The 17,610-nt window shown below is 65.6% G+C and carries 16 protein-coding genes; 5 read left to right on the top strand and 11 right to left on the bottom strand.

Going from position 1 to position 17,610, the window contains the following annotated elements:
• Nucleotides 1-166 precede the first annotated feature (166 nt).
• From BO221_RS16080 to BO221_RS16070, 3 genes are all read right to left on the bottom strand, one after another.
• On the bottom strand, nucleotides 167-913 hold the full coding sequence (locus BO221_RS16080) for a hypothetical protein (RefSeq protein ID WP_073561310.1): 747 nt from the start codon (nucleotides 911-913) through the stop codon (nucleotides 167-169).
• Between the two features lie 21 nt (nucleotides 914-934).
• On the bottom strand, nucleotides 935-3,205 hold the full coding sequence (locus tag BO221_RS16075; protein WP_083681070.1) for a biotin carboxylase N-terminal domain-containing protein: 2,271 nt from the start codon (nucleotides 3,203-3,205) through the stop codon (nucleotides 935-937).
• A 236-nt stretch (nucleotides 3,206-3,441) separates the two neighbouring features.
• Complete coding sequence (locus tag BO221_RS16070) at nucleotides 3,442-3,918, bottom strand: ester cyclase (protein ID WP_073561309.1); 477 nt, start codon at nucleotides 3,916-3,918, stop codon at nucleotides 3,442-3,444.
• 309 nt (nucleotides 3,919-4,227) lie between these two features.
• Here BO221_RS16070 and BO221_RS16065 point away from each other — a divergent pair, with 309 nt between their 5' ends.
• Nucleotides 4,228-4,671 (top strand): MarR family transcriptional regulator, encoded by a 444-nt coding sequence (locus BO221_RS16065; RefSeq protein ID WP_233166030.1) that lies wholly within the window; start codon nucleotides 4,228-4,230, stop codon nucleotides 4,669-4,671.
• 136 nt (nucleotides 4,672-4,807) lie between these two features.
• Here the strand turns inward: BO221_RS16065 and BO221_RS16055 are convergent, their stop codons facing one another.
• Complete coding sequence (locus BO221_RS16055; RefSeq protein ID WP_073561308.1) at nucleotides 4,808-5,587, bottom strand: SDR family oxidoreductase; 780 nt, start codon at nucleotides 5,585-5,587, stop codon at nucleotides 4,808-4,810.
• Nucleotides 5,588-5,724: 137 nt separating this feature from the next.
• On the opposite strand from BO221_RS16055, the gene BO221_RS16050 reads away from it, so the two are divergent.
• Nucleotides 5,725-6,117 (top strand): helix-turn-helix domain-containing protein, encoded by a 393-nt coding sequence (locus tag BO221_RS16050; protein ID WP_073561307.1) that lies wholly within the window; start codon nucleotides 5,725-5,727, stop codon nucleotides 6,115-6,117.
• A 467-nt stretch (nucleotides 6,118-6,584) separates the two neighbouring features.
• The gene (locus BO221_RS53750) at nucleotides 6,585-6,965 is read left to right on the top strand and encodes a hypothetical protein (protein WP_143195476.1); all 381 of its coding nucleotides are present in this window, start codon (nucleotides 6,585-6,587) and stop codon (nucleotides 6,963-6,965) included.
• Between the two features lie 7 nt (nucleotides 6,966-6,972).
• On the opposite strand, the gene BO221_RS16040 is transcribed toward BO221_RS53750, so the two are convergent.
• The 7 genes from BO221_RS16040 to BO221_RS16010 all read right to left on the bottom strand — a co-directional run bounded on the left by BO221_RS16040 (nucleotide 6,973) and on the right by BO221_RS16010 (nucleotide 15,347).
• A complete protein-coding gene (locus BO221_RS16040; protein ID WP_073561305.1) occupies nucleotides 6,973-7,461 on the bottom strand; it encodes an ester cyclase in 489 nt (162 codons plus the stop codon).
• A gap of 225 nt (nucleotides 7,462-7,686) precedes the next feature.
• Nucleotides 7,687-8,130 (bottom strand): RidA family protein, encoded by a 444-nt coding sequence (locus BO221_RS16035; protein ID WP_073561304.1) that lies wholly within the window; start codon nucleotides 8,128-8,130, stop codon nucleotides 7,687-7,689.
• A gap of 184 nt (nucleotides 8,131-8,314) precedes the next feature.
• A complete protein-coding gene (locus BO221_RS16030; RefSeq protein WP_073561303.1) occupies nucleotides 8,315-8,536 on the bottom strand; it encodes a hypothetical protein in 222 nt (73 codons plus the stop codon).
• 6 nt (nucleotides 8,537-8,542) lie between these two features.
• Nucleotides 8,543-12,316: an SIR2 family protein gene (locus tag BO221_RS16025; protein WP_083681069.1), complete on the bottom strand. Its 3,774-nt coding sequence runs from the start codon at nucleotides 12,314-12,316 to the stop codon at nucleotides 8,543-8,545.
• Between the two features lie 363 nt (nucleotides 12,317-12,679).
• Nucleotides 12,680-13,000 carry a hypothetical protein gene (locus BO221_RS16020; RefSeq protein WP_073561301.1) on the bottom strand — a complete coding sequence of 107 codons (321 nt, stop codon included), beginning with the start codon at nucleotides 12,998-13,000 and terminating at the stop codon, nucleotides 12,680-12,682.
• 619 nt (nucleotides 13,001-13,619) lie between these two features.
• Nucleotides 13,620-14,426 carry a DNA alkylation repair protein gene (locus tag BO221_RS16015; protein ID WP_073561300.1) on the bottom strand — a complete coding sequence of 269 codons (807 nt, stop codon included), beginning with the start codon at nucleotides 14,424-14,426 and terminating at the stop codon, nucleotides 13,620-13,622.
• 24 nt (nucleotides 14,427-14,450) lie between these two features.
• Nucleotides 14,451-15,347: a GNAT family N-acetyltransferase gene (locus BO221_RS16010; protein WP_073561299.1), complete on the bottom strand. Its 897-nt coding sequence runs from the start codon at nucleotides 15,345-15,347 to the stop codon at nucleotides 14,451-14,453.
• Nucleotides 15,348-15,669: 322 nt separating this feature from the next.
• Between BO221_RS16010 and BO221_RS16005 the strand changes: the two genes are divergently transcribed.
• Together BO221_RS16005 and BO221_RS16000 are read left to right on the top strand one after the other, a co-directional pair.
• Complete coding sequence (locus tag BO221_RS16005; protein WP_073561298.1) at nucleotides 15,670-17,157, top strand: methyl-accepting chemotaxis protein; 1,488 nt, start codon at nucleotides 15,670-15,672, stop codon at nucleotides 17,155-17,157.
• A gap of 54 nt (nucleotides 17,158-17,211) precedes the next feature.
• Nucleotides 17,212-17,592: a hypothetical protein gene (locus BO221_RS16000; RefSeq protein ID WP_143195475.1), complete on the top strand. Its 381-nt coding sequence runs from the start codon at nucleotides 17,212-17,214 to the stop codon at nucleotides 17,590-17,592.
• Nucleotides 17,593-17,610 lie beyond the last annotated feature (18 nt).

Here is a 17,610-nt window from a genome sequence, read left to right as displayed (position 1 = left end):
GCTCCCTTGCGTGGAGAGGGAGTGCATCCTGTTGCCGCGCCAGTCCCCGCGCAAAATCGAGGCTCCCTCCGGCAGCCCTTTTCCTGGGAGTGTGAAGCCAGACGGGAAGCCTTCACTCTGGGTTCACCGGGAGGCGCCCACCCATCCCCCCGCCGATGACGGCCCATCAGCCGCCACAGATCTTCTTTCTGAATTCCGGGTACTTCATTGCCTTGCCTTCTTCACAAGACCGCCGGGCGAGGCCGTTCAAGGACTTCAGATCCAGACGGGGGTCATGCCTCAACTCATTATAGACGCGCACCGTGGACATGCCGCGGACGTCTTCGGGCGCGGAGTCGCAATGACCCTCCCGAACGAACGCCTCATAAACGTTTTCATACAAACGCTTGCAGTCGTCTTCATCCGCGGCCTGCTTCCCCTTTAGGGTGAGCTCGCGGATGGTCTGCTTCCCGTTCTGATAGACAAGGATCTGGCGCTTGCCCTCGTGATAGCCAAGGTCGACCTCAATCGAGTCCCCATTCTGCTTCGTCGAGACCTCGCCTTTCTGAGAGTCGAAGGTCTTGGATACAACGGGAGCAGCCCCCTTGCGCAGCTGTATGAAGAAATGCGAGTCGTTGGTGCCAGAGCCACCGGGATTTTCACTGAGCAGCACGACTTCGTCATCCTTCACAGGAAGGACCTTGATGATTTCGAGATGCGTATACTCTCTCCGATGGATCTCCTCTCCATTCAAGAGAACCACCCGGACCCCTCCAAGGCCTTCTTCTTCGTCTAGAGCCAGGTCCTTGATCCGCAGCTTCCCCAGGCGGGTGTCAGCCTCCAGGCGGAGCTCGGGCCCACTCGCGAATACCACTGGGGACAGCAGGAGAAGGAGCAACGTCAGGCGATTCAGCCGTTCGAGCTGTATTGGCATGGTGGGAAGCTTCTAGCCGGACTATCTGGCCGCGCGAAGTGCCGCCACCACCCAGTTGACGTGGCGCTCGGGGGCGGTGCCGTGCATGTGCTGCTTCATGAGCGGCATCTCGAGGATGCGCACGTGGTCCCCGATGTTGGTCAGGAAGGGCTTGCCCTCCAGCGCGACGCCGTCCGGGCGCACCTGCCGGCCCTCGATGCGCATCTGCGCGAGGACCTCGATGCAGACCAGGCGGAGCAGCTCGTAGGCGTTCTCCTCCGCGGCCACCGAGATGATGAGCTTGCCGAACGTCGGGTCCTTGTTGACCAGGGTGTCCCCGGGCTCGAAGCCACAGTCGAACCGGATCTTCAGGTCCTGGATCCCCGTCGTCCCCGCCTCCTTCAGCTTCGCGAGGATGACGTCCGTGGCGGGAATCTCGATGCGGTCGAACTTGCCCGCGTTGGGGACGAACAGGCCCACCCCACCGTCGCGGCTGTCCTTCAGGTTCGGCATCCAGCTCTCGGCGTTGATGCGGAACTCGCGCCCCACGTGGGTGCACACGAGCTGGCCCTGCTCGAAGTCGATGGGCTCGCCGTTGGCAATCCGCATCTGCCACTGCACCAGGTTGAGCGGCTCGAGCTCCTCGCCGCGGCGGATGGCGTGCACCTCCTCGGTGACGGGGTGCTCCACCTGGATGCGCGTGTTCATCTCCAGGAAGTAGTACCGCCCCGCCTTGTACATGAGCTCGATGGTGCCGGCGCCCACGTAGCCCACCTCGTCCGCGAAGCGCACCGCGAGCTGCTGCACACGCTCCTGCAACTCCGGCGAGGCCCGCAGCAGGGCCGGAGGGGCCTCCTCCTGAATCTTCTGGCTCGCCCGCTGCTCGCTGCAGTCCCGCATCCCGAAGTGGCGGGTGTTCCCGTAGCGGTCCCGGAGCACCTGCACTTCCAGGTGGATGGTCTCCGGGATGTTCTGTTCGAACATCACGCCCGCATCCCAGCCGTTCGCCTGGATTTCCCCCAGCACCTTGGTGATGGCCGCAGGCAGGGCCTCGATGCTCTGGCAGACGGCCTGGCCGCGGCCACCGCCGCCGTTGGCGGCCTTGAGCCGGCCCGGGAAGCTGAAGACGCCGTTGCGGAACGCCTCCTCGATGCGCTCGTGGATGACCTTCGCGTCGCTCGCCTCCAGGGTGATGCCCGGCGTCACCGCGCGGGGGTCGAGCTGCTGCACCATGGAGCGGAAGGTCCGCTTGTCACCCGCGCGCTCCACCACGTCCTGCATGGGGCCGATGAAGATGAGGCCGTTCTGGCGGAAGTGGCGGATGGCGGAGGCGTTCTCGGCGAGCGGCCCGTAGCCCGGGTAGACGGCGGCCCGGGCCAGCTCCCGCTCCCAGGTCTTCCCGAAGCGCTCCTGGAAGGCGCAGGTGACCTTGTCCGTAATCTGGACGTAGTTGGCGTACGTCTCGCGGAACGTCCCCTGCAGGCCCACGGTGAAGCCACCGTGCGCGCGTGCGAGCCGGACCTGCAGCGCGTCCGCATCGTCCTGCAGGCTGTGGCAGACCACGGGCGTCATCCCGAGCGCGATGCACTCGCGGACCGCCCGGACCCCCATCTCCCCCTTGTCCACGACGATGATGTACTTCAGCGCCCCGGCGCTCACGGTGGTCGCGGGGAAGGCGTACAGGTCCGTGGTGGCCAGATAGAGCAGATCCAGGGCCGCGGGCGCGGTGTTCAGCAGCTCCTCCGCCCGCGCGCGCACCAGCCCGAAGAGGTGCTTCCGCAGCTCCTCGTCCACGTGCATCAGCACCAGGAAGCGCAGCGTCTCCGCCTCCGCCAGGTACTCGCCCAGGCGCCGCCCGGCCTCGGGAGACACGAAGCCGCGGGCCCACGCGTGGTGCGCCCTCGGGTCCACCGACAGCTCGGCCTTCAGCCGGGCGATGTCCGCGAGCAGGGCCTCCACGGCGGCGGCGGCGGCCGTCTCCCCGCCCGAGAGGGCCTGGAGCGCCGGCTTCCACACGAAGCGGGTCTGCCAGATGGCCCCATTGGCGATGATGTAGCGCAGGGCCAGCAGCCGCTGGCCGCGCTCGCCCTGGACCACCGTCCCCAGGTCCGTTAGCCGGGCCCCGGGGTACGCCAGCCACACGAGGAAGGCCTGCTTGGCGCTGACGTGGCCACTGCCGGGATAGACGAGCTCCAGCGGGTGCTTCGACACGCGTCCGGTGGGGACAGCGGAGTGCGTGGCGCCATTGGCGGCCTCGGCCTGCGGAAGGAACTCCGCGTTCGGAGCGTGGGCGATGGGGGAAGGGGTCGTCATGGTGTTCAAGGTCCTGAAGCCGCGGACAGCTCTCGTGTCTCGCGCGAGGGGCGCATTTCGCGCCTACCTGTGCGCATGTTGTCAATGCAGTCGCAGGTACAGCACGCACGGAGCACCGCGCAGGATGCTACGCACTCTCCGGGTGCGCGACGCACTGCGCAGAACCCCACCGCACCGCGGCATCTCAGGCCGCCGTTCACGAGGCCGCCGCCTGGCGGCGGCCCCATGAGCTCGAGCTACGCCGCGCGGAGCGAAGGCTCCCACCTGTCCGCTACGGTCTCCAGACTGTTGTTGTGGGACCGCGAAGGGCCGATCTGTTGCAGCAGCGTCAGCATGTCGGGCAGATCCCAGAACTCGGCGATCTTGTGGTTCTCGATCCGGTAGTGGGGATGGACGATGAGGTTGACCCTCTGCCCGGAGGCTTGGATGCCCATGAAGTCTCCGGAGTGCACGGCACTGATGGTGAGGCGCGGCGCGATGATGTCGTTCTGGAAGACGAAGCTGTCGATGGTGAAGCGAATCGACGTGAAGGCCTGCATCCAGGAGGCGACGACGACCTTCATCCCCTTCAGACCGGGCTCGAGCCCGGCGGGGAGGGCCGGGTGCGGCACGAGGGACTCGGCGAAGAAGCGCCCGAGCTCCTCGACCTTCCTCTCGTGGTAGATGGTGTCCACGTAATCCTGGTAGAACTGACGAGCGGTCGTAGCGTCCATGTCCCCCTCCTCGTGGTGTCACTGGTCTGACAAGCCAGGGCTCATCGCCCTGCATGGTCAGTGTTGTGCCACCAATAGCCGGACCGCACTGTGATCCAACTCGCTCCAAGCGAGTGAGGACCCTCACATCGGAGTGCCGCGCTCGAGCCGTGCTTACGGGTGGTTGGCAGCTTCCTCCATCCGTGTTGCACGTATGTCGCACGCGGGCGCAGGGAGCCCCTTGCGCGTCCGCCTCCCCGCACATCATTCACGAACTTGATCATCAATCCATTTAGCGACTGGCTGGCAAGCGAGCCGCGGTGGTCCACCATGACGAGAGAGGGCTCATCCCGGGGAGGGCTGTCGGGCAGTGCCGCGCGCGTCGCGGAGGACCCGATCGGCCAGCGGCTGCAGGAGATCTCCATTCTCACGCGGCAGATCGAGAGGAAGCTCGGCGAACTCCTGGAGGTGAACGCCACGGACCTGGCGGCGATGGAGCAGCTGATGACCCATGGGCCGCTGACGCCCGGCGTCCTGGCCACGCGCCTCGGGGTAACCACCGCCGCGAGCACCCAGATCGTCGATCGGCTGGAGCGGGCGGGACATGTCTCCCGGGAGCGTCATGACGCCGACCGGCGCAGGGTGCTCGTCGTGCCGGCCGCGGCCTCCGTGCAACGCGCCTTCGCGGAGGCATCCCGCGGCTCGCCAACCCGAAGACCCGGGCGGGCATCGCCATCGAGCATGCGCTGCTGCGCGTCGCCACCCGGCCCGTGATCAGCCGGCTGTTGGGCCGTCTGGTCTCCACCTCCGACAAGGGCATCACCCTGCCGGACTACTCCCACGTGGGGCGCGCGCCGTCCGCCTGAACCGCCCTGCCTCCAGGGTTGAGCGGCTCCGCGGGAAGCCCCCCTCACACCACGGGTATCGTTCCTCCGTCGATGACGTACTCGGTTCCGGTGATCGCGCTGGCCCGGGGTGACACGAGGAAGCCAATCAGCTCCGCGACTTCTCGTGGCGAGCACGGCCGGCCGAGCGGGATGCCCCCCAGCGATTCCATGATGAGCTTCCGGCCACCGTCCAGGTCCGTGCCCGCCTCGCTGGAGACCCGCTCGACCAGGGCGGTGGCGGCCTCGGTCTCGATCCACCCCGGCGACACGCGGACGACTCGCACGCCCTTCGGGCTGACTTCCTTCGACAACGCCTTGCTGTAATTGGACAGCGCGGCCTTGGCGGCGGCATAGGCCATCGTCGCCTCTGGCAGGGGGAGCCGGCTCTGGATGGACGTGACGTGCACGATCACCCCCGAGCGTTGCGCGATCATCGAGGGCAACAGCGCGCGATCGATGCGCACCGCCGGAAACAGGTTCAGGTTCAGCTCCCGGGCCCACTCCTCATCATCGAGTGCGGCGAAGCCACCTGCCTGCGCGGACGACCCTCCCACGACATGAACGATGAGGTCGATGCCACCGAGCCGTGTGCGCACCGCCTCCACGAGGGTATTGCACCCCTCGGCCGTCGTGATGTCGGCCTCGACGAATTCCTCTCGCCCGTGGTGCTCGGGGCGAGCGCGCGCCGTGGTCAGGACACGCGCGCCTGCTTCCAGAAGGAGGGAGACCACCGCCTTGCCCACGCCCTTGGTGCCGCCGGTGACGAGGGCGCGGCGCCCCTCCAACTCACGTGTGGTGCTCATTTTCGCTCTCCCCGGGAAGTCATCTGATTGCCTGCCTGCTCGCAGCTCATGCGGCGCTCCTTGCGTGGTCCCGCGCGGAACTGACAATGTCGATGCGGTTACCAGACATCAAGTACGCACAAAAAAGTAACTGCCCCATGCCCGATCGAAAGCAATACACCCCCGTCACCGCCGCCATCGATGTGGAGGCCGCGTTCAAGCTGCTGGAAGGACGTTGGAAGCTCCTGATTCTGTTTCACCTCTTCGGCGGCCAGGTGCGGCGCTTCTCAGAACTCCAGCGACTGATTCCCGGCATCACGCAGAAGATGCTCACGCAGCAACTTCGCCGGCTCGAAGAGGATGGCATCGTGAAGCGTACCGATCATCAGGAGGTACCACCGAGGGTCGACTACCGGCTGACCGACTGGGGGCAGGCGCTCTGCCCGGTGCTCGATGCGATCCTCGAATGGGCGGAGCGCCGTGACGAGTTCGAGTTCACGGAGCCCGCCAGCCGTGCACGGGACCGTGGCACAGGGCGCGAGACCTCATGACACACTTGTCTGGAGGCACCCTGCGCTCGGTCCTGTGGAGCCTGGTGTCGGCGGGGTGATGGCGGCCGTGGGCTTGGGGGTGGTCGGCGTGTCCTGCCTCCTGGGTTACCTCAGCGGCCTGGAGCGGCTGCCGGGTTTCACGGTGATCCTCCTGGGGACCGGGTTGATCATCGCGGGCCTGCGAATGGGAGCGCGCCGGGGGGTCCGGGCCTGGAGGAGGGGAGGGGCGTGATGCGGAATCCACTAATTCATGGCTGTGCGCGAGTCTTGCTCTCTGGTGGAGCATTGATGCTGAAGCGCGATATCTTCCAAGGCAATAAGACATGAACGCGCGGGTGCTGATTGCATTTGTATGTTTGTTGGTGGCGTGCCGCCATGGTGCTCCCTCCAGACCGGAGGTGCCCAGAAGGACCGATTGTCAATCACCGGAGCAGCTTGCTGCGGCTGCGAAACGGATGGGGCCTAGAATGAATAGAGAGGTCCTCAGCAAGTTCCGCCAACATGCCGCACTCAGGATGTACTGGCTGGTTACCGATAGAGCAAGACGGATTCAGGCGCAGGAGCTGGGTGCGGAGGCACTCATAGAAAGTGATTGTATTCCAGAGCGCTTCTATATCCGCGTTGGTTTCACTGAGAGTGTATCCGACCTGGCCGCGGTCGGAGTGCGCTTCTCAAGTCTTTACCCCAACCCGGCTGTAGCAGGTTACACCGGGGAAGGGACCATCGACCCCACGCGGCTTGGCGACCTCGCGGCCATTCCGCACGTGATCGCCATCTACGGTCCGGCGACGGTGGAGACCTGCTCAGGCCGCCGTTCACGAGGCCGCCGCCCGGCGGCGGCCCCATGAGCTCGAGCTACGCCGCGCGGAGCGAAGGCTCGCACCTGTCCGCGACGGTCTCCAGACGGTTGTTGGGGGACTGCGAAGGCGCGGGCATCACGCCGATCTGCTGCAGCAGCGTCATGACGTCGGGCAGATCCCAGAACTCGGCGATCTTGTGGTGCTCGAGCCGGTAGTGGGGATGGGCGATGAAGTTGACCCGCTGCCCGGAGGCCCGGAGGCCCATGAAGTCCCCGGAGTGCACGGCGCTGATGGTGAGGCGCGGCGCGATGATGTCGTTCTGGAAGACGAAGCTGTCGACGGTGAAGCGCATCGACGTGAAGGCCTGCATCCAGGACGCGGCGACGACCTTCATCCCCTTCAGACCGGGCTCGAGCCCGGCGGGGAGGGCCGGGTGCGGCACGAGGGACTCGGCGAAGAAGCGCCCGAGCTCCTCGACCTTCCTCTCGTGGTAGATGGTGTCCACGTAATCCTGGTAGAACTGACGAGCGGTCGTAGCGTCCATGTTCCCCTCCTCGTGGTGTCACTGATTGACAAGCCAGGGCTCATCGCCCTGCATGGTCAGTGTTGTGCCACGAGTGCCCGGACCGCACTGTGATCCAACTCGCTCCAGGCGAGTGAAGACCCTCACACCTGGGTGCCGCGCTCGCGCCGTGCTGACTGGCACAGGCGTCGCTGGGCGCTTCGGCGTAGCCGGCAACGGCTCGCCGATGCGAGCGCGCGGCCGGGCTCAGCCCTGGACTTCCGCCCTGAATGCAATCTCGATCAGCTGCTCGGGGAAGGCCAAGGCAGCCACGCCGATCAGATTGCTGGCAACCTGCGGCACCGCTTGCTTGTAGACCAGCGGCCGCACCTTCGAACTGGCTGCGAAGGCAGACGGAATGTCGAGCACGAACAGCGTTTCTTCCACCACGTCCGCCATGGTCGCGCCCAGTTCGGCCAGCAGCACCTCGGCATTCTCGTAGGTGCGCTTCATCTGCGCTTCCATGGTCGAGAAGTCCGCGGGCTTACCGTTCGCGCCCAGCGCTGCCGGAGCGACGAGCTCGCCCTGCGGGGTGTGCGAAAGCTGGCCGGAGACGTAGATGGTGTTGTTCACGCGTACGGCCTGCACGTAGCCATACGCCTTTTCCCAAGGAACCCCGAAGCTGACGGTCTTTCGATTCGAGCTGCTCATGATGTCGCCCTCTGAGTGGAAGCCGGATTCTGGACGGCCCCACCGCCGGCGGCATCCCCCATCCGAGGGACCTCGCACTCCGTGGACTCGAAGTGCCCAGACGCGGGTTTGGGGCACCCCTCGTCCACGGGTTCAAGTCCCGTACTCCTCGCCAATAGAAGGGCCTGGAATCTGGCGCACGATGTCAGCGCGCCCGCTTCGAGGCAGCTGGCTTCTTCCCGGCGCTCTTCTTCCTGACCGGAGCGGCCTTCGCCTTCGCGCCCGCCTCCATCGCCTTTCGTGCCTCGGTCTTCTCGCCTCGACGCAGCGCGAGCGACGCCGCTATCCACTCTGGCGCGTAGCTCGACGTGCAGCCCTTCGGGATCTGTGGGCTCGCCTCCGTCCCCGCTTGAGGGAACTCCGGCATGGCTTCTCACTCCAGTTTCGGCTCCGAGGTGGGAGCCCACGCCTGCCGGACTTCGGGAAGGGGATCCGTGGAGCCCACCTTGCGCCACTCATCAAGGACTGGGGGAATGCCACTGCCCCTGCGCTGGTGCTCGGCCGCGAGCCGGGCCGCGAGATGTGAGGCATGCTCACGCAGGGCGATTCGCTCTTCGGCGATGAGCGGAAGCTCATCGTCTGTGCCGCCCGCTCCGGTCGGATGGGTCTCGCGCAGGAGGAACTCAAGGCCTTCGTGGAGTTTCTGGAGGTGGTGTTCCTGAAGCTGGTCACCGAACCGCCGCACGAAAAGAACGAGGAGGAGGAGAGCATCCAGCAGGCCCGGCTGGCGACGAGCCACGAAGCCCTCCACCCATTCATCCAGGAGGTAGAGAGGGGGAGGGGGGACGCCCCGGGTCCGAGCCAGCCCGAACCAGTCGATGAGCGCCACGAGCCCGTGTTTGACAACAGACTTCCGTGCGCCATGAATGGCGCGCTGAATGAGTCGCGCAGTGTTCGCGTCTCGGCTTGGGTCGAGAATCATCAGGGCTGGCTGAGCCAGAATCGTGGAGTCACCCAGACCCTCAATGTCACTGACAAGCTTGAATACTGACTCTTTATGGGCTTCGGCACGTTCACCCAGATGGGGGATGATCACGATGCAGAGGTGCCGGGTGAGCCTCGGGACGATTCTCCTGGTGAAGTTCGGAGGCTTTCTGGCCCACCAGTCCAAGACCTTGCGGAGCAGCGTCTCGGCCTCGCTGGGGCTCCATTCAATCCGGGTCCTACGCTCCTCGTCGGTGTGCCACGGATACACCATGCCATTGGCAAACTCATTGAGGTAATCCGTGATATTGGTAGGCTCCAGCGTTAGCAGGTATCGAGTCACCGCCGTCCGGTTTTCCCCCGGCGAGCGCTCATCTTGGAGCGCGACAAGAAATGACGGAATGAAACCGACATGAGATGGGAGCCCATTGCCATCGTTCTGACTCCAGAGCGCGTCTACGAAACTTCTTCTATGCTCGTCGGCGATCCCTCCCATTTGAGAGAGAATTGCCACTCGGACGGATGCGTCCGCCCTGAGTTCTGGAGTTCCCTCTTGCAGGATGCGGATCAAGCGCTGGACCGGCTCGGCCCAGGATGCTCGCTCGCTCTCGGTTGGGCGGCGCCAATCCGCCTGCCAGGGGATGGAGCCGAGCGGTTCTGTCCATCGGGAGGGCTCAGACTTACCTGAGAACAGCTCTGCCTTGAGCGGTAGTCCCAGCAGCCTCGGAAGCCACGCGTAGACTTGGTCAATGGAGGCCGCGAACAACACGCGTTTGAACATCTGCCCAACCAGCTCCTGGTTCGAAGGATGGTGCTGGAATGGTTCGTACCGGTACATTTTCATTGCGATGTTGAACGTCTGCGCCAGCTGTTCTGGGGTGAGGTGGAGGGTCAGCCTGGATAGGATGAGCGGGCAGCCGTTCAGCAACTGCCAGCGAAGCCCTTCGACGTCACCGTCGTTTACCAAGACCGGAGAGTGGGTCTCCATGGCATCGAGGAATGCTCTTGAGAGCCATTCATAAATTGAACGGGCAGTTGCAGGGTCCATCGTGGACACGTCCACACGCCCGAGTAGCTTCTTCAATTCATCCAATGATCTGGCACGGAGGGCGAGGGCGAGGGCGAGACGAGGCCGGTGTTGCCAAAGGCGACGGATTGCTTCTGCCATACTCTTGGGCGCCGCAAACACGACGTAACCACAGCGAACCGGACAAGCGCCATCATGGAGCGACTGGACGAGGATCCATTCGTCCATGCTATCGCCCGCCGAGAAATGATAAGTAGTCGATTCCGAGCCTGGATCGAAGTCGTAGGTTTTGGACTCCCTGGCTTTCGCTGGTGCCTGTTGGAGGGCTCTTTCACGAAGCCGGAGGTCCTCACGGGGGTCGCATTGTGACGAAGGCCGATGCCGAAACCGTGCCTGGGGGTCCTCATGGTGGTCCATGCTTGGCCATTTCTTCGCCAGCTCAATCATGCGGACCAGCTCGATGAGCCATCCCTCTTCGGAGCGGATCACGAGATCGGCGGAGGCGCTGCTCATACCCTGTCTGACGCGCTCCAGCGCGGTATCCGCATGGCGGAGCGCAGCTTCGGCATCGCCCAACTCCGCGAGGACTGAGGCTCGCTTGGCCTCCCAGAAGGGCAGCCCCCAGTTCTCTGGCCACCTCTTGAGCACTGCGCGCACCGACTTCTCATCGAGCCGCAGGAGATGGTGCCAACACTGTGCGTAGTACCAGCGTGCTAGCCAGAGGGGGTGGAGCTTCACCACCTGCTCGAGTCGCTTCAGCCATAGCGCATACTGATCCTCAATCTGGTCCTGCCAAGCGTCGTTGAGAAGCGCGAACGCGAACTCAACCCAAATCTCGGTCAGCTTGTCGGCATTGCCGCCCTGCGGCGTCTCCGGTTTGCTGGCCACGCCCTGCAGGTCGATGAGCTCGGGCTTTGGGTTCAGCCGCTCCAGCAGCCGGCTTAAGTCCTTCGCAAGCCAGGGTGTCAGCGGGACGAGGGCGCGGCGAACCCTCCAGAGGAACTCGTAGAGCGTCTCCGCCTGCTCGGTGAGTGGCAATTCCCCCAGTGTAATGGAGAGCTGCTGATCGAGCCATTCGTCAGTCTCGCTGTACAGCTTCTGGCGATTGAATTCTGGCGTGACGATCCAGCCCGGATAGGCGAGGCGTTCGCTGCGCCAGCTCTCGACCAGTTGCCGGAGGGCATCCTGAGTGAGCTTGTGGCCAAGGGGTGGTGGACTGGGGGGCGGCACAAGGCGAGGCATCTCGGGCGGCTTGAGCAGGGCCGGAGGCTCTGCGTATTCCCGGTAGGAGGAAGCCACGGGCTTTGGCGGTGTCGGCCACTTGCTCATGTCCAGCGGTCTTCCATTCCACAGGCTGAGCAGGAGCCATTCCAGAGCCTTGCGGTAGCGCATGGAGGTGGTCCACCTTGTCGCGGGGACCAGCGGGCCCAGGTCGACTGGAATCACTCTCAAGCTCTGGTACAATCGCTCCTTGGCCGGGGTCAGGTCGAGGACATCGCACAGGTAGATCTTGGGCGCGGACGTGCCGAGGTGGTCTCGAACCCATCCCGTCCATTGCAAGAAGTTGGGATCGTTCCCGGAGAAGCCAATCATACAGAAGACGTTCTCCATGATGGCCTGCTGCACCATGTTGACGAAGGGCGCGAAGCGCGTCGGGTAGGTGCGGTAGTCCTCCGCCGTGAAGATGAACGGCCGGTGGGACGGGAAGCTGCCATGGAGTTTGATGATCCGCGGCCGCTCGGCCCGGGCAATGTCGGAGGGGGTTTGAACGAGGTCGTATTTGAACTCGTGAACCTTGAGCCGGGCGCGCTCCAGAAGCGTGTCGTAGTTCGTGGTGAAGATGTCGGCCCAGGGAAGGCTTAAGAGTAGGTCATGAAGGGGGCCAGGCTGGTACTGAGCATCCGGAATCAGCTCAAGCAAGAGGTCGTCGAGCGCGGTACGTCCGGCCGCCAGCTCGTACTCCTCCGCTAGCCGCAACACATCTGGAGTGCCCTCCGCTTTCGGATCACCATAGAGGTCCTTCCGAAGGCGCTCCGTGAAATGCCCCCACAGGGGAAAGGGCGGGGCAGTGCTGCTGATGGCGTCCGCATTGCGGCTGAAGCCAGCGCCGACCATGATGACCGCACGGCTTCGGGGTCTCCACAGCGCACGCCGGATGAGTTCGACATGCATTGCATGGGGAAAATCGGAGGACATACGAGTGCCTCGGGAAGAACGCAGCCCTAGCTGGCAAATCCAGCCAAGGCATCATACTGGTGGGCGCCGCCGGAACGGGAGCTTCCAAGGTACTCTCCCTCGCTTCGTATGGGGGCCAGGTCGAGGGGCGGGGTGTTGAGTCGCAAGCCGCTATCTGAACAGAGTTTGCGCCGCATCAGGGAGGAGGGCGCGGTAAGCGCCCAGGTGCTCCAGGGTCGCACTCCCCACTCAGCTTACATCATGGACGCCAGACCCTTGTTCCTAGCCATGCCCACGTCTTTCTTGGACCGGCTCACTGAACTCCCCCCGCGTGCGCGTCAGACCGCGCCGCGAGGGGAGGAGGGAAGCACGGCTACAGCAGAATCAATCCGCGGCGCGATCGCAGGCGGTCCACAGGCTCTCGGTGAGGCAGCTTTTGACCGTGTTGCCGCAGCTCGCGATGTCGCCATTGGCGCAGGTGCAGGAGTAGCCAGGCTTGACCAAGGGCCGCTTTAGGTCGTCACATGCGCCTGGTTTCTGGGCGCGCGAATGGGCCTGGGTGGTGAGTCTCCTCACCGAGTGGGCGTCCAGGACGATCACCGTGTCACCGGTCTTGGCGTCGTTCTCGGAGGACTGCTCGGCGTAGGAAACGTGCGGCACGAGGGAGAGCAGGGCAACAAAGGTCGAGAACAAAGGCGTCTTCATGAGGTGGCACCTTTTCAGGAGTCAAACCCAGGACTGCGGCAGTAATCCTGCCATAGACCGGCTTAAGAGCGCCGAACAAAAATAAGGGCTGAATCTTGAGCAAAGGCGAAATGGGGGCCTAGTTGAGGGCGCGGGCTGGTGCAAAGGGGTCGAGGAGGGCCGCTGCCGGAGCGAGCAAGGGCGTGCGCCGCGCCGGTGCAATGGGCTTGGGCACACTGCTGCCCTGGTTGAGCCAACTGGAGGTGCGCTCAACAATCCAGCGCCTGGCTTGGAGAACGAAGCTCCTGTCCTTGTCCGAGCGTTTCACCACCTCGAGGGTGAGGCCACCTGCGCCCGCTTCGCGTTACAGGCAAGGGCACACGTTGCCGTTGTGTTCCCACGAGCCTCCCTGGAGCACCGTGCGCCCCTGGTTCTGTCTCCAAAATGTCTCCAGCATTGGAGGGGACTCGGAGGGACAGGTGGGACTGCGGGGGATTCTCCCGTGGACTCGAAGTGCCCGGATTCACTCGCGATTCCTCGAAGGGTGTGTGTGCCATCGCGGGTTGGGGGCACCCCTCGTCCACGGGTTCAAGTCCCGTACTCCTCGCCAATAGAAGGGCCTGGAATCTGGCGCACGATGTCAGCGCGCCCGCTTCGAGGCAGCTGGCTTCTTCCCGGCGCTCTTCTTCCTGACCGGAGTGGCCTTCGGCTTCGCGGTCTTCGGCTTCGCGCCCGCCTCCATCGCCTTTCGTGCCTCGGTCTTCTCGCCTCGACGCAGCGCGAGCGACGCCGCTATCCACTCTGGCGCGTAGCTCGACGTGCAGCCCTTCGGGATCGGTCGCGGGTCCCACCGGCCGAGGCGCTCGCCGATCGCGATGGCCTCCGCGGTGTAGGCGGGCAGGTGGAGACCGATCCAGACGAGACAGAAGTTGATGCCCTCCTTCACCCGGTACGGGGCGGGCGGCAACTCACGCTCGATGCGCGCGAGCGTCGCGCGGACGTCGAGGTCCTTCGCGAGCCCACGCGCGATGCGTCCGGCGAGGAGCTTCCACCCGGCGCGGCGGGGAAGCTCCTTGCTGCCGTCCATCCATCGCACCTGCAGCGCCTCGGCGATGGGCGCATGCACGAGCACGCGTCCGACGAGCTCGTCGACCAGGGTCGGGTTCGAGAGCGGCTCGAGGAGCGCGCGCGCCTCCTTCTCGGTGAGCGCCGCGGGATCGAGCAGCATGCACGCCAGGATGCGCGCCTCGTGGTTTTCCGTCGCCCACAGCTCCAGGCCGAGCCTGTGGTTCGTCCCGAGCGACTCCGCGAGGCCGCGGATCTTGCCGAGCAGCACGCCGAAAACGTTGTCGCCCGCGCCATCGCGCACGTAGCGCTGGCGCACCTTTTCGTCGCCCTGATCCTCGAGCTGCTTCATTACCTGGGACAGCGTCATCGTTTTCGGCATCCGAGCCTCCTCAAGTGCGGTTTCTTACCCGATCGGACGGCGGGCGGCGCGCATGGGGTGGAGCACCTGATACCCGAGCCCACGGTACAGCCGCACCGCGGGTTCATTCTCCGCTCGGGCGACGAGGTGCGTCACCTTCACCTCGTCCCAGGAGAACATCCACCGCAGCGCCGCCGCCACCAGTTTCCTCCCCAGGCCCCGGCCGCGCGCCCGCTCCGCTACAGCGACGTGCTCGATGAAGCCCTCGCCAAACTCCGGCTGCACCTTCGCGAAGACGTACCCGAGCAGCTCTGGCCCTTCCGTGAGCACCAGCAGCCGATGGTTCTCGTCCTGCTTCTCCAGCAACTGCTCTCCCGTCAGCCAGGAGACGGGCCACAGCTCATGATGGAGCACCTTCAGCGCGTCGTGGTGGGCCGGCGTGAGTGACTCCGCCGTCTCATGCGGCACCCCCGTCATGCCGTCCCGCTCGAAACGGAGGACATAGGAATCCCCCGCCGAGGTGAAGCCCCAGCGCACCGCCGCCTCGTGACAGCGTGTGTTGCGAACGTCGTAGTACAGCTCCAGCTCCCGCACGTGCTCGGGGAGCAGCGGGCACACCGCCGTGAAGAGCGCATCCGCCACGGCGTGCCATGCCTCGTGCTCCACCTGGGGTCCGAATAGCCATGCCCTGCCGAGCCGCGCGTCCGTGTCGAAGCCGAGCGCCCCCACCAGCCGCTCGCCCTCGAACGCCAGCCGGAACGTGTCCACCGGCACCGGGCTCATCCGCCCCAGCGTGTCCACCATCATCTCCGGCGTGTCGTCGCAGTAGCCGATGTGCCGCTCGGGCTCGCGGTTGAGCCGTGCGAGAAAGGGCGCGAGCACCGTCGTCACTTGCTCCGGTGAGACCGGGCGCAGCGTGAACTTCTCGGGCAGGGGGGACATGGCGGGCCTCACTCACCTGGAGGATACCTGTCCGGGCGCGCGTGAGAGACACTGCGTGGAAGAGATCGACACGCTCCGAGCGCTCACCAGCCTCCGAGCCGGGAAGCGGCCGGAGGGTCCCCCCCTTGCCCTCGAAGTGCCCGGATTCACTCGCGATTCCTCGAAAGGGGGGCCGCGGCGGGTAGGGGACACCCCCTGGTCCACGGGCTCGGGCCCCGTCCTTCTCTTTTTCCCAACCGGCGCGCCGAAATCCCGCGATTGGCATAGACTCGGGGCGCGTTGCCGTGGGGGCCTCCGCTTCCCCGGCCGAGGAGACGAGACGATGTTTTCGAGATGGACAGTGGGGAGGCAGTTCCTCGCGGGTTTGCTCCTGATGTCGGCGATGATTGGGAGCTTCATCGTCCTGACGCGCAAGGGCAACCAGACGGTGATGGACGCCAATGCGCTCGTGCTGCAGAGCTACGAGTCGCTCGCCCACATCGAGCGCGTCTTCTCCCTCGCCAAGGACGCGGACGCGGGCCACCGCGACTACATCCTCTCGGGTAACGAGGCCGCCCTCGACGCCTACCGTCAGGCCCAGGGCAGCTTGAGCAAGGAGCTCGAGCGGCTGCTCCAGCTGGTGGCCGGCGACGCCGAGCGGTTGCGGCTCCTGGAGTCGTTCACGTCCGCCCTCGATCAGAAGCTGAGCAGCGTGCGTGGCAACATCGAGGTGCGCCGCGCCCAGGGGCTCGACGTCGCCCTGGCCCGCCTCAACGCCGGCGAGAGCGCGCGGCTGATGGGCAACCTCCGCACGGCCTTCTCGGATCTGCGCCAGCACGAGGAGCAGCTGCTCGCGGCGCGGGATGCGAAGCAGATCGAGGAGCTGGTGGGCCTCGACAAGTTCTATTGGATCGACGGCATCGGGCTCCTGGTCATCTGCATGGGGATCGCCGCGGTCATCGGCAGGAGCCTGGAGCGCCGGCTGTCCACCGCCATCACGCAGGTGCAGGGGTCCTCGGCCGATCTCCACTCGGCGGCCTCGCAGCAGGTCAGCGGTGCGCGCGAGCAGGCCTCGGCCACCACGGAGATCTCCACCACCGTCAAGGAGCTGCTGTCCACCTCGAGGCAGATCGCCGGCAGCGCCCAGCAGGTGGCCCGCGTGGCGGATGACACGGCCGGCGCCGCCCGCACCGGCAACGACACGGTGCTGCGCGCCCAGGAGGCCATCGACGTGGTGAGCCGCCAGGTGGACTCCATCGTCAATCACATGCTGGAGCTCGGCAAGCGCTCGCAGGAGATCGGCGGCATCCTGGACATCATCAACGAGCTGGCCGAGCAGACGAACATCCTCGCCATCAACGCCACCATCGAGAGCGCCGGGGCGGGTGAGCACGGCAAGCGGTTCGCCGTGGTGGCCGATGAAATCCGCAAGCTGGCGGATCGCGTGGGTGGGGCCACCAAGGACATCCGCGTGCTCATCGATGAGATCCGCGCCGCCTCCAACACCACCATCATGGCCACCGAGGATGGCTCCAAGGCGGTGCAGAGCAGCGCGAAGCAGTTCGGCGAGGTGGCCGGCAACTTCCGCCGCATCGCGGAGCTGGTGCGCGCCAACCTGGACGTGGCGCGGGAGATCGAGCTGAGCACCCAGCAGCAGACGACGGCGGTGGAGCAGGTGAACACCGCCATCCTCGAGGTGGCGCAGACGGCGCGTCAGGCCGAGTCCACCTCCGCGCAGACGCTTCAGACGGCCAACCAGCTCTCCCAGCTGTCCAAGCAGCTCAGCGCCATCCTCGACGCGAGCGCCGCGGCCGCGGCCGCGGCCTCCTGAGTCCGGGACGAATCCCGTACCCACGGGGGAGGGCTTGTGTTCACCTCCCCCGTCATGATCGCGTCGCGACCCGCCGGGCGCTCCCGGCTGCTGTGGTTGTTGGTGCCGTGCTTCCTGGCTCTCTCCTGTGTGTCGGCCCGCTCCGATCCGCCTCCCTCTCCCGTGAACGCGGGGGCGGGCACGGTGGACGCGGGCCTGGACCCGGTGGACGCCGGCCCCCGCTGTGTGCCCCTCACCTGTCTGAAGGCCCGCGCCCGGTGCGGGGTCATCTCCGATGGATGTGGAGGCTCGGTGGATTGTGGCCCGTGCTCCCCGCCCTGCGCGCCGGATGAGATGAACTGCTGCGGCACCTGTATTCCCCGCTCCGAGGGCCGCTGTCCCGACAACATCCATTGCCGGCTCGGCACCCCGCCTCCCGTGGAAGTGGAGCAGTAAGCGTGGAAGACTGCGCCG

The sequence above is a fragment of the Archangium sp. Cb G35 genome (assembly GCF_001896145.1).
Classification (GTDB): Bacteria; Myxococcota; Myxococcia; order Myxococcales; family Myxococcaceae; genus Archangium; species Archangium violaceum.
This window is presented reverse-complemented; position numbering and strand designations above follow the sequence as displayed.

Bases quoted from the DNA above. Each gene is read 5' to 3' on its own strand.
- BO221_RS16080 (WP_073561310.1), bottom strand. From the start codon at position 913: ATGCCAATACAGCTCGAACGGCTGAATCGCCTGACGTTGCTCCTTCTC.
- BO221_RS16075 (WP_083681070.1), bottom strand. From the start codon at position 3,205: ATGACGACCCCTTCCCCCATCGCCCACGCTCCGAACGCGGAGTTCCTT.
- BO221_RS16070 (WP_073561309.1), bottom strand. From the start codon at position 3,918: ATGGACGCTACGACCGCTCGTCAGTTCTACCAGGATTACGTGGACACC.
- BO221_RS16065 (WP_233166030.1), top strand. From the start codon at position 4,228: ATGACGAGAGAGGGCTCATCCCGGGGAGGGCTGTCGGGCAGTGCCGCG.
- BO221_RS16055 (WP_073561308.1), bottom strand. From the start codon at position 5,587: ATGAGCACCACACGTGAGTTGGAGGGGCGCCGCGCCCTCGTCACCGGC.
- BO221_RS16050 (WP_073561307.1), top strand. From the start codon at position 5,725: ATGCCCGATCGAAAGCAATACACCCCCGTCACCGCCGCCATCGATGTG.
- BO221_RS53750 (WP_143195476.1), top strand. From the start codon at position 6,585: ATGAATAGAGAGGTCCTCAGCAAGTTCCGCCAACATGCCGCACTCAGG.
- BO221_RS16040 (WP_073561305.1), bottom strand. From the start codon at position 7,461: ATGGACGCTACGACCGCTCGTCAGTTCTACCAGGATTACGTGGACACC.
- BO221_RS16035 (WP_073561304.1), bottom strand. From the start codon at position 8,130: ATGAGCAGCTCGAATCGAAAGACCGTCAGCTTCGGGGTTCCTTGGGAA.
- BO221_RS16030 (WP_073561303.1), bottom strand. From the start codon at position 8,536: ATGCCGGAGTTCCCTCAAGCGGGGACGGAGGCGAGCCCACAGATCCCG.
- BO221_RS16025 (WP_083681069.1), bottom strand. From the start codon at position 12,316: ATGTCCTCCGATTTTCCCCATGCAATGCATGTCGAACTCATCCGGCGT.
- BO221_RS16020 (WP_073561301.1), bottom strand. From the start codon at position 13,000: ATGAAGACGCCTTTGTTCTCGACCTTTGTTGCCCTGCTCTCCCTCGTG.
- BO221_RS16015 (WP_073561300.1), bottom strand. From the start codon at position 14,426: ATGCCGAAAACGATGACGCTGTCCCAGGTAATGAAGCAGCTCGAGGAT.
- BO221_RS16010 (WP_073561299.1), bottom strand. From the start codon at position 15,347: ATGTCCCCCCTGCCCGAGAAGTTCACGCTGCGCCCGGTCTCACCGGAG.
- BO221_RS16005 (WP_073561298.1), top strand. From the start codon at position 15,670: ATGTTTTCGAGATGGACAGTGGGGAGGCAGTTCCTCGCGGGTTTGCTC.
- BO221_RS16000 (WP_143195475.1), top strand. From the start codon at position 17,212: ATGATCGCGTCGCGACCCGCCGGGCGCTCCCGGCTGCTGTGGTTGTTG.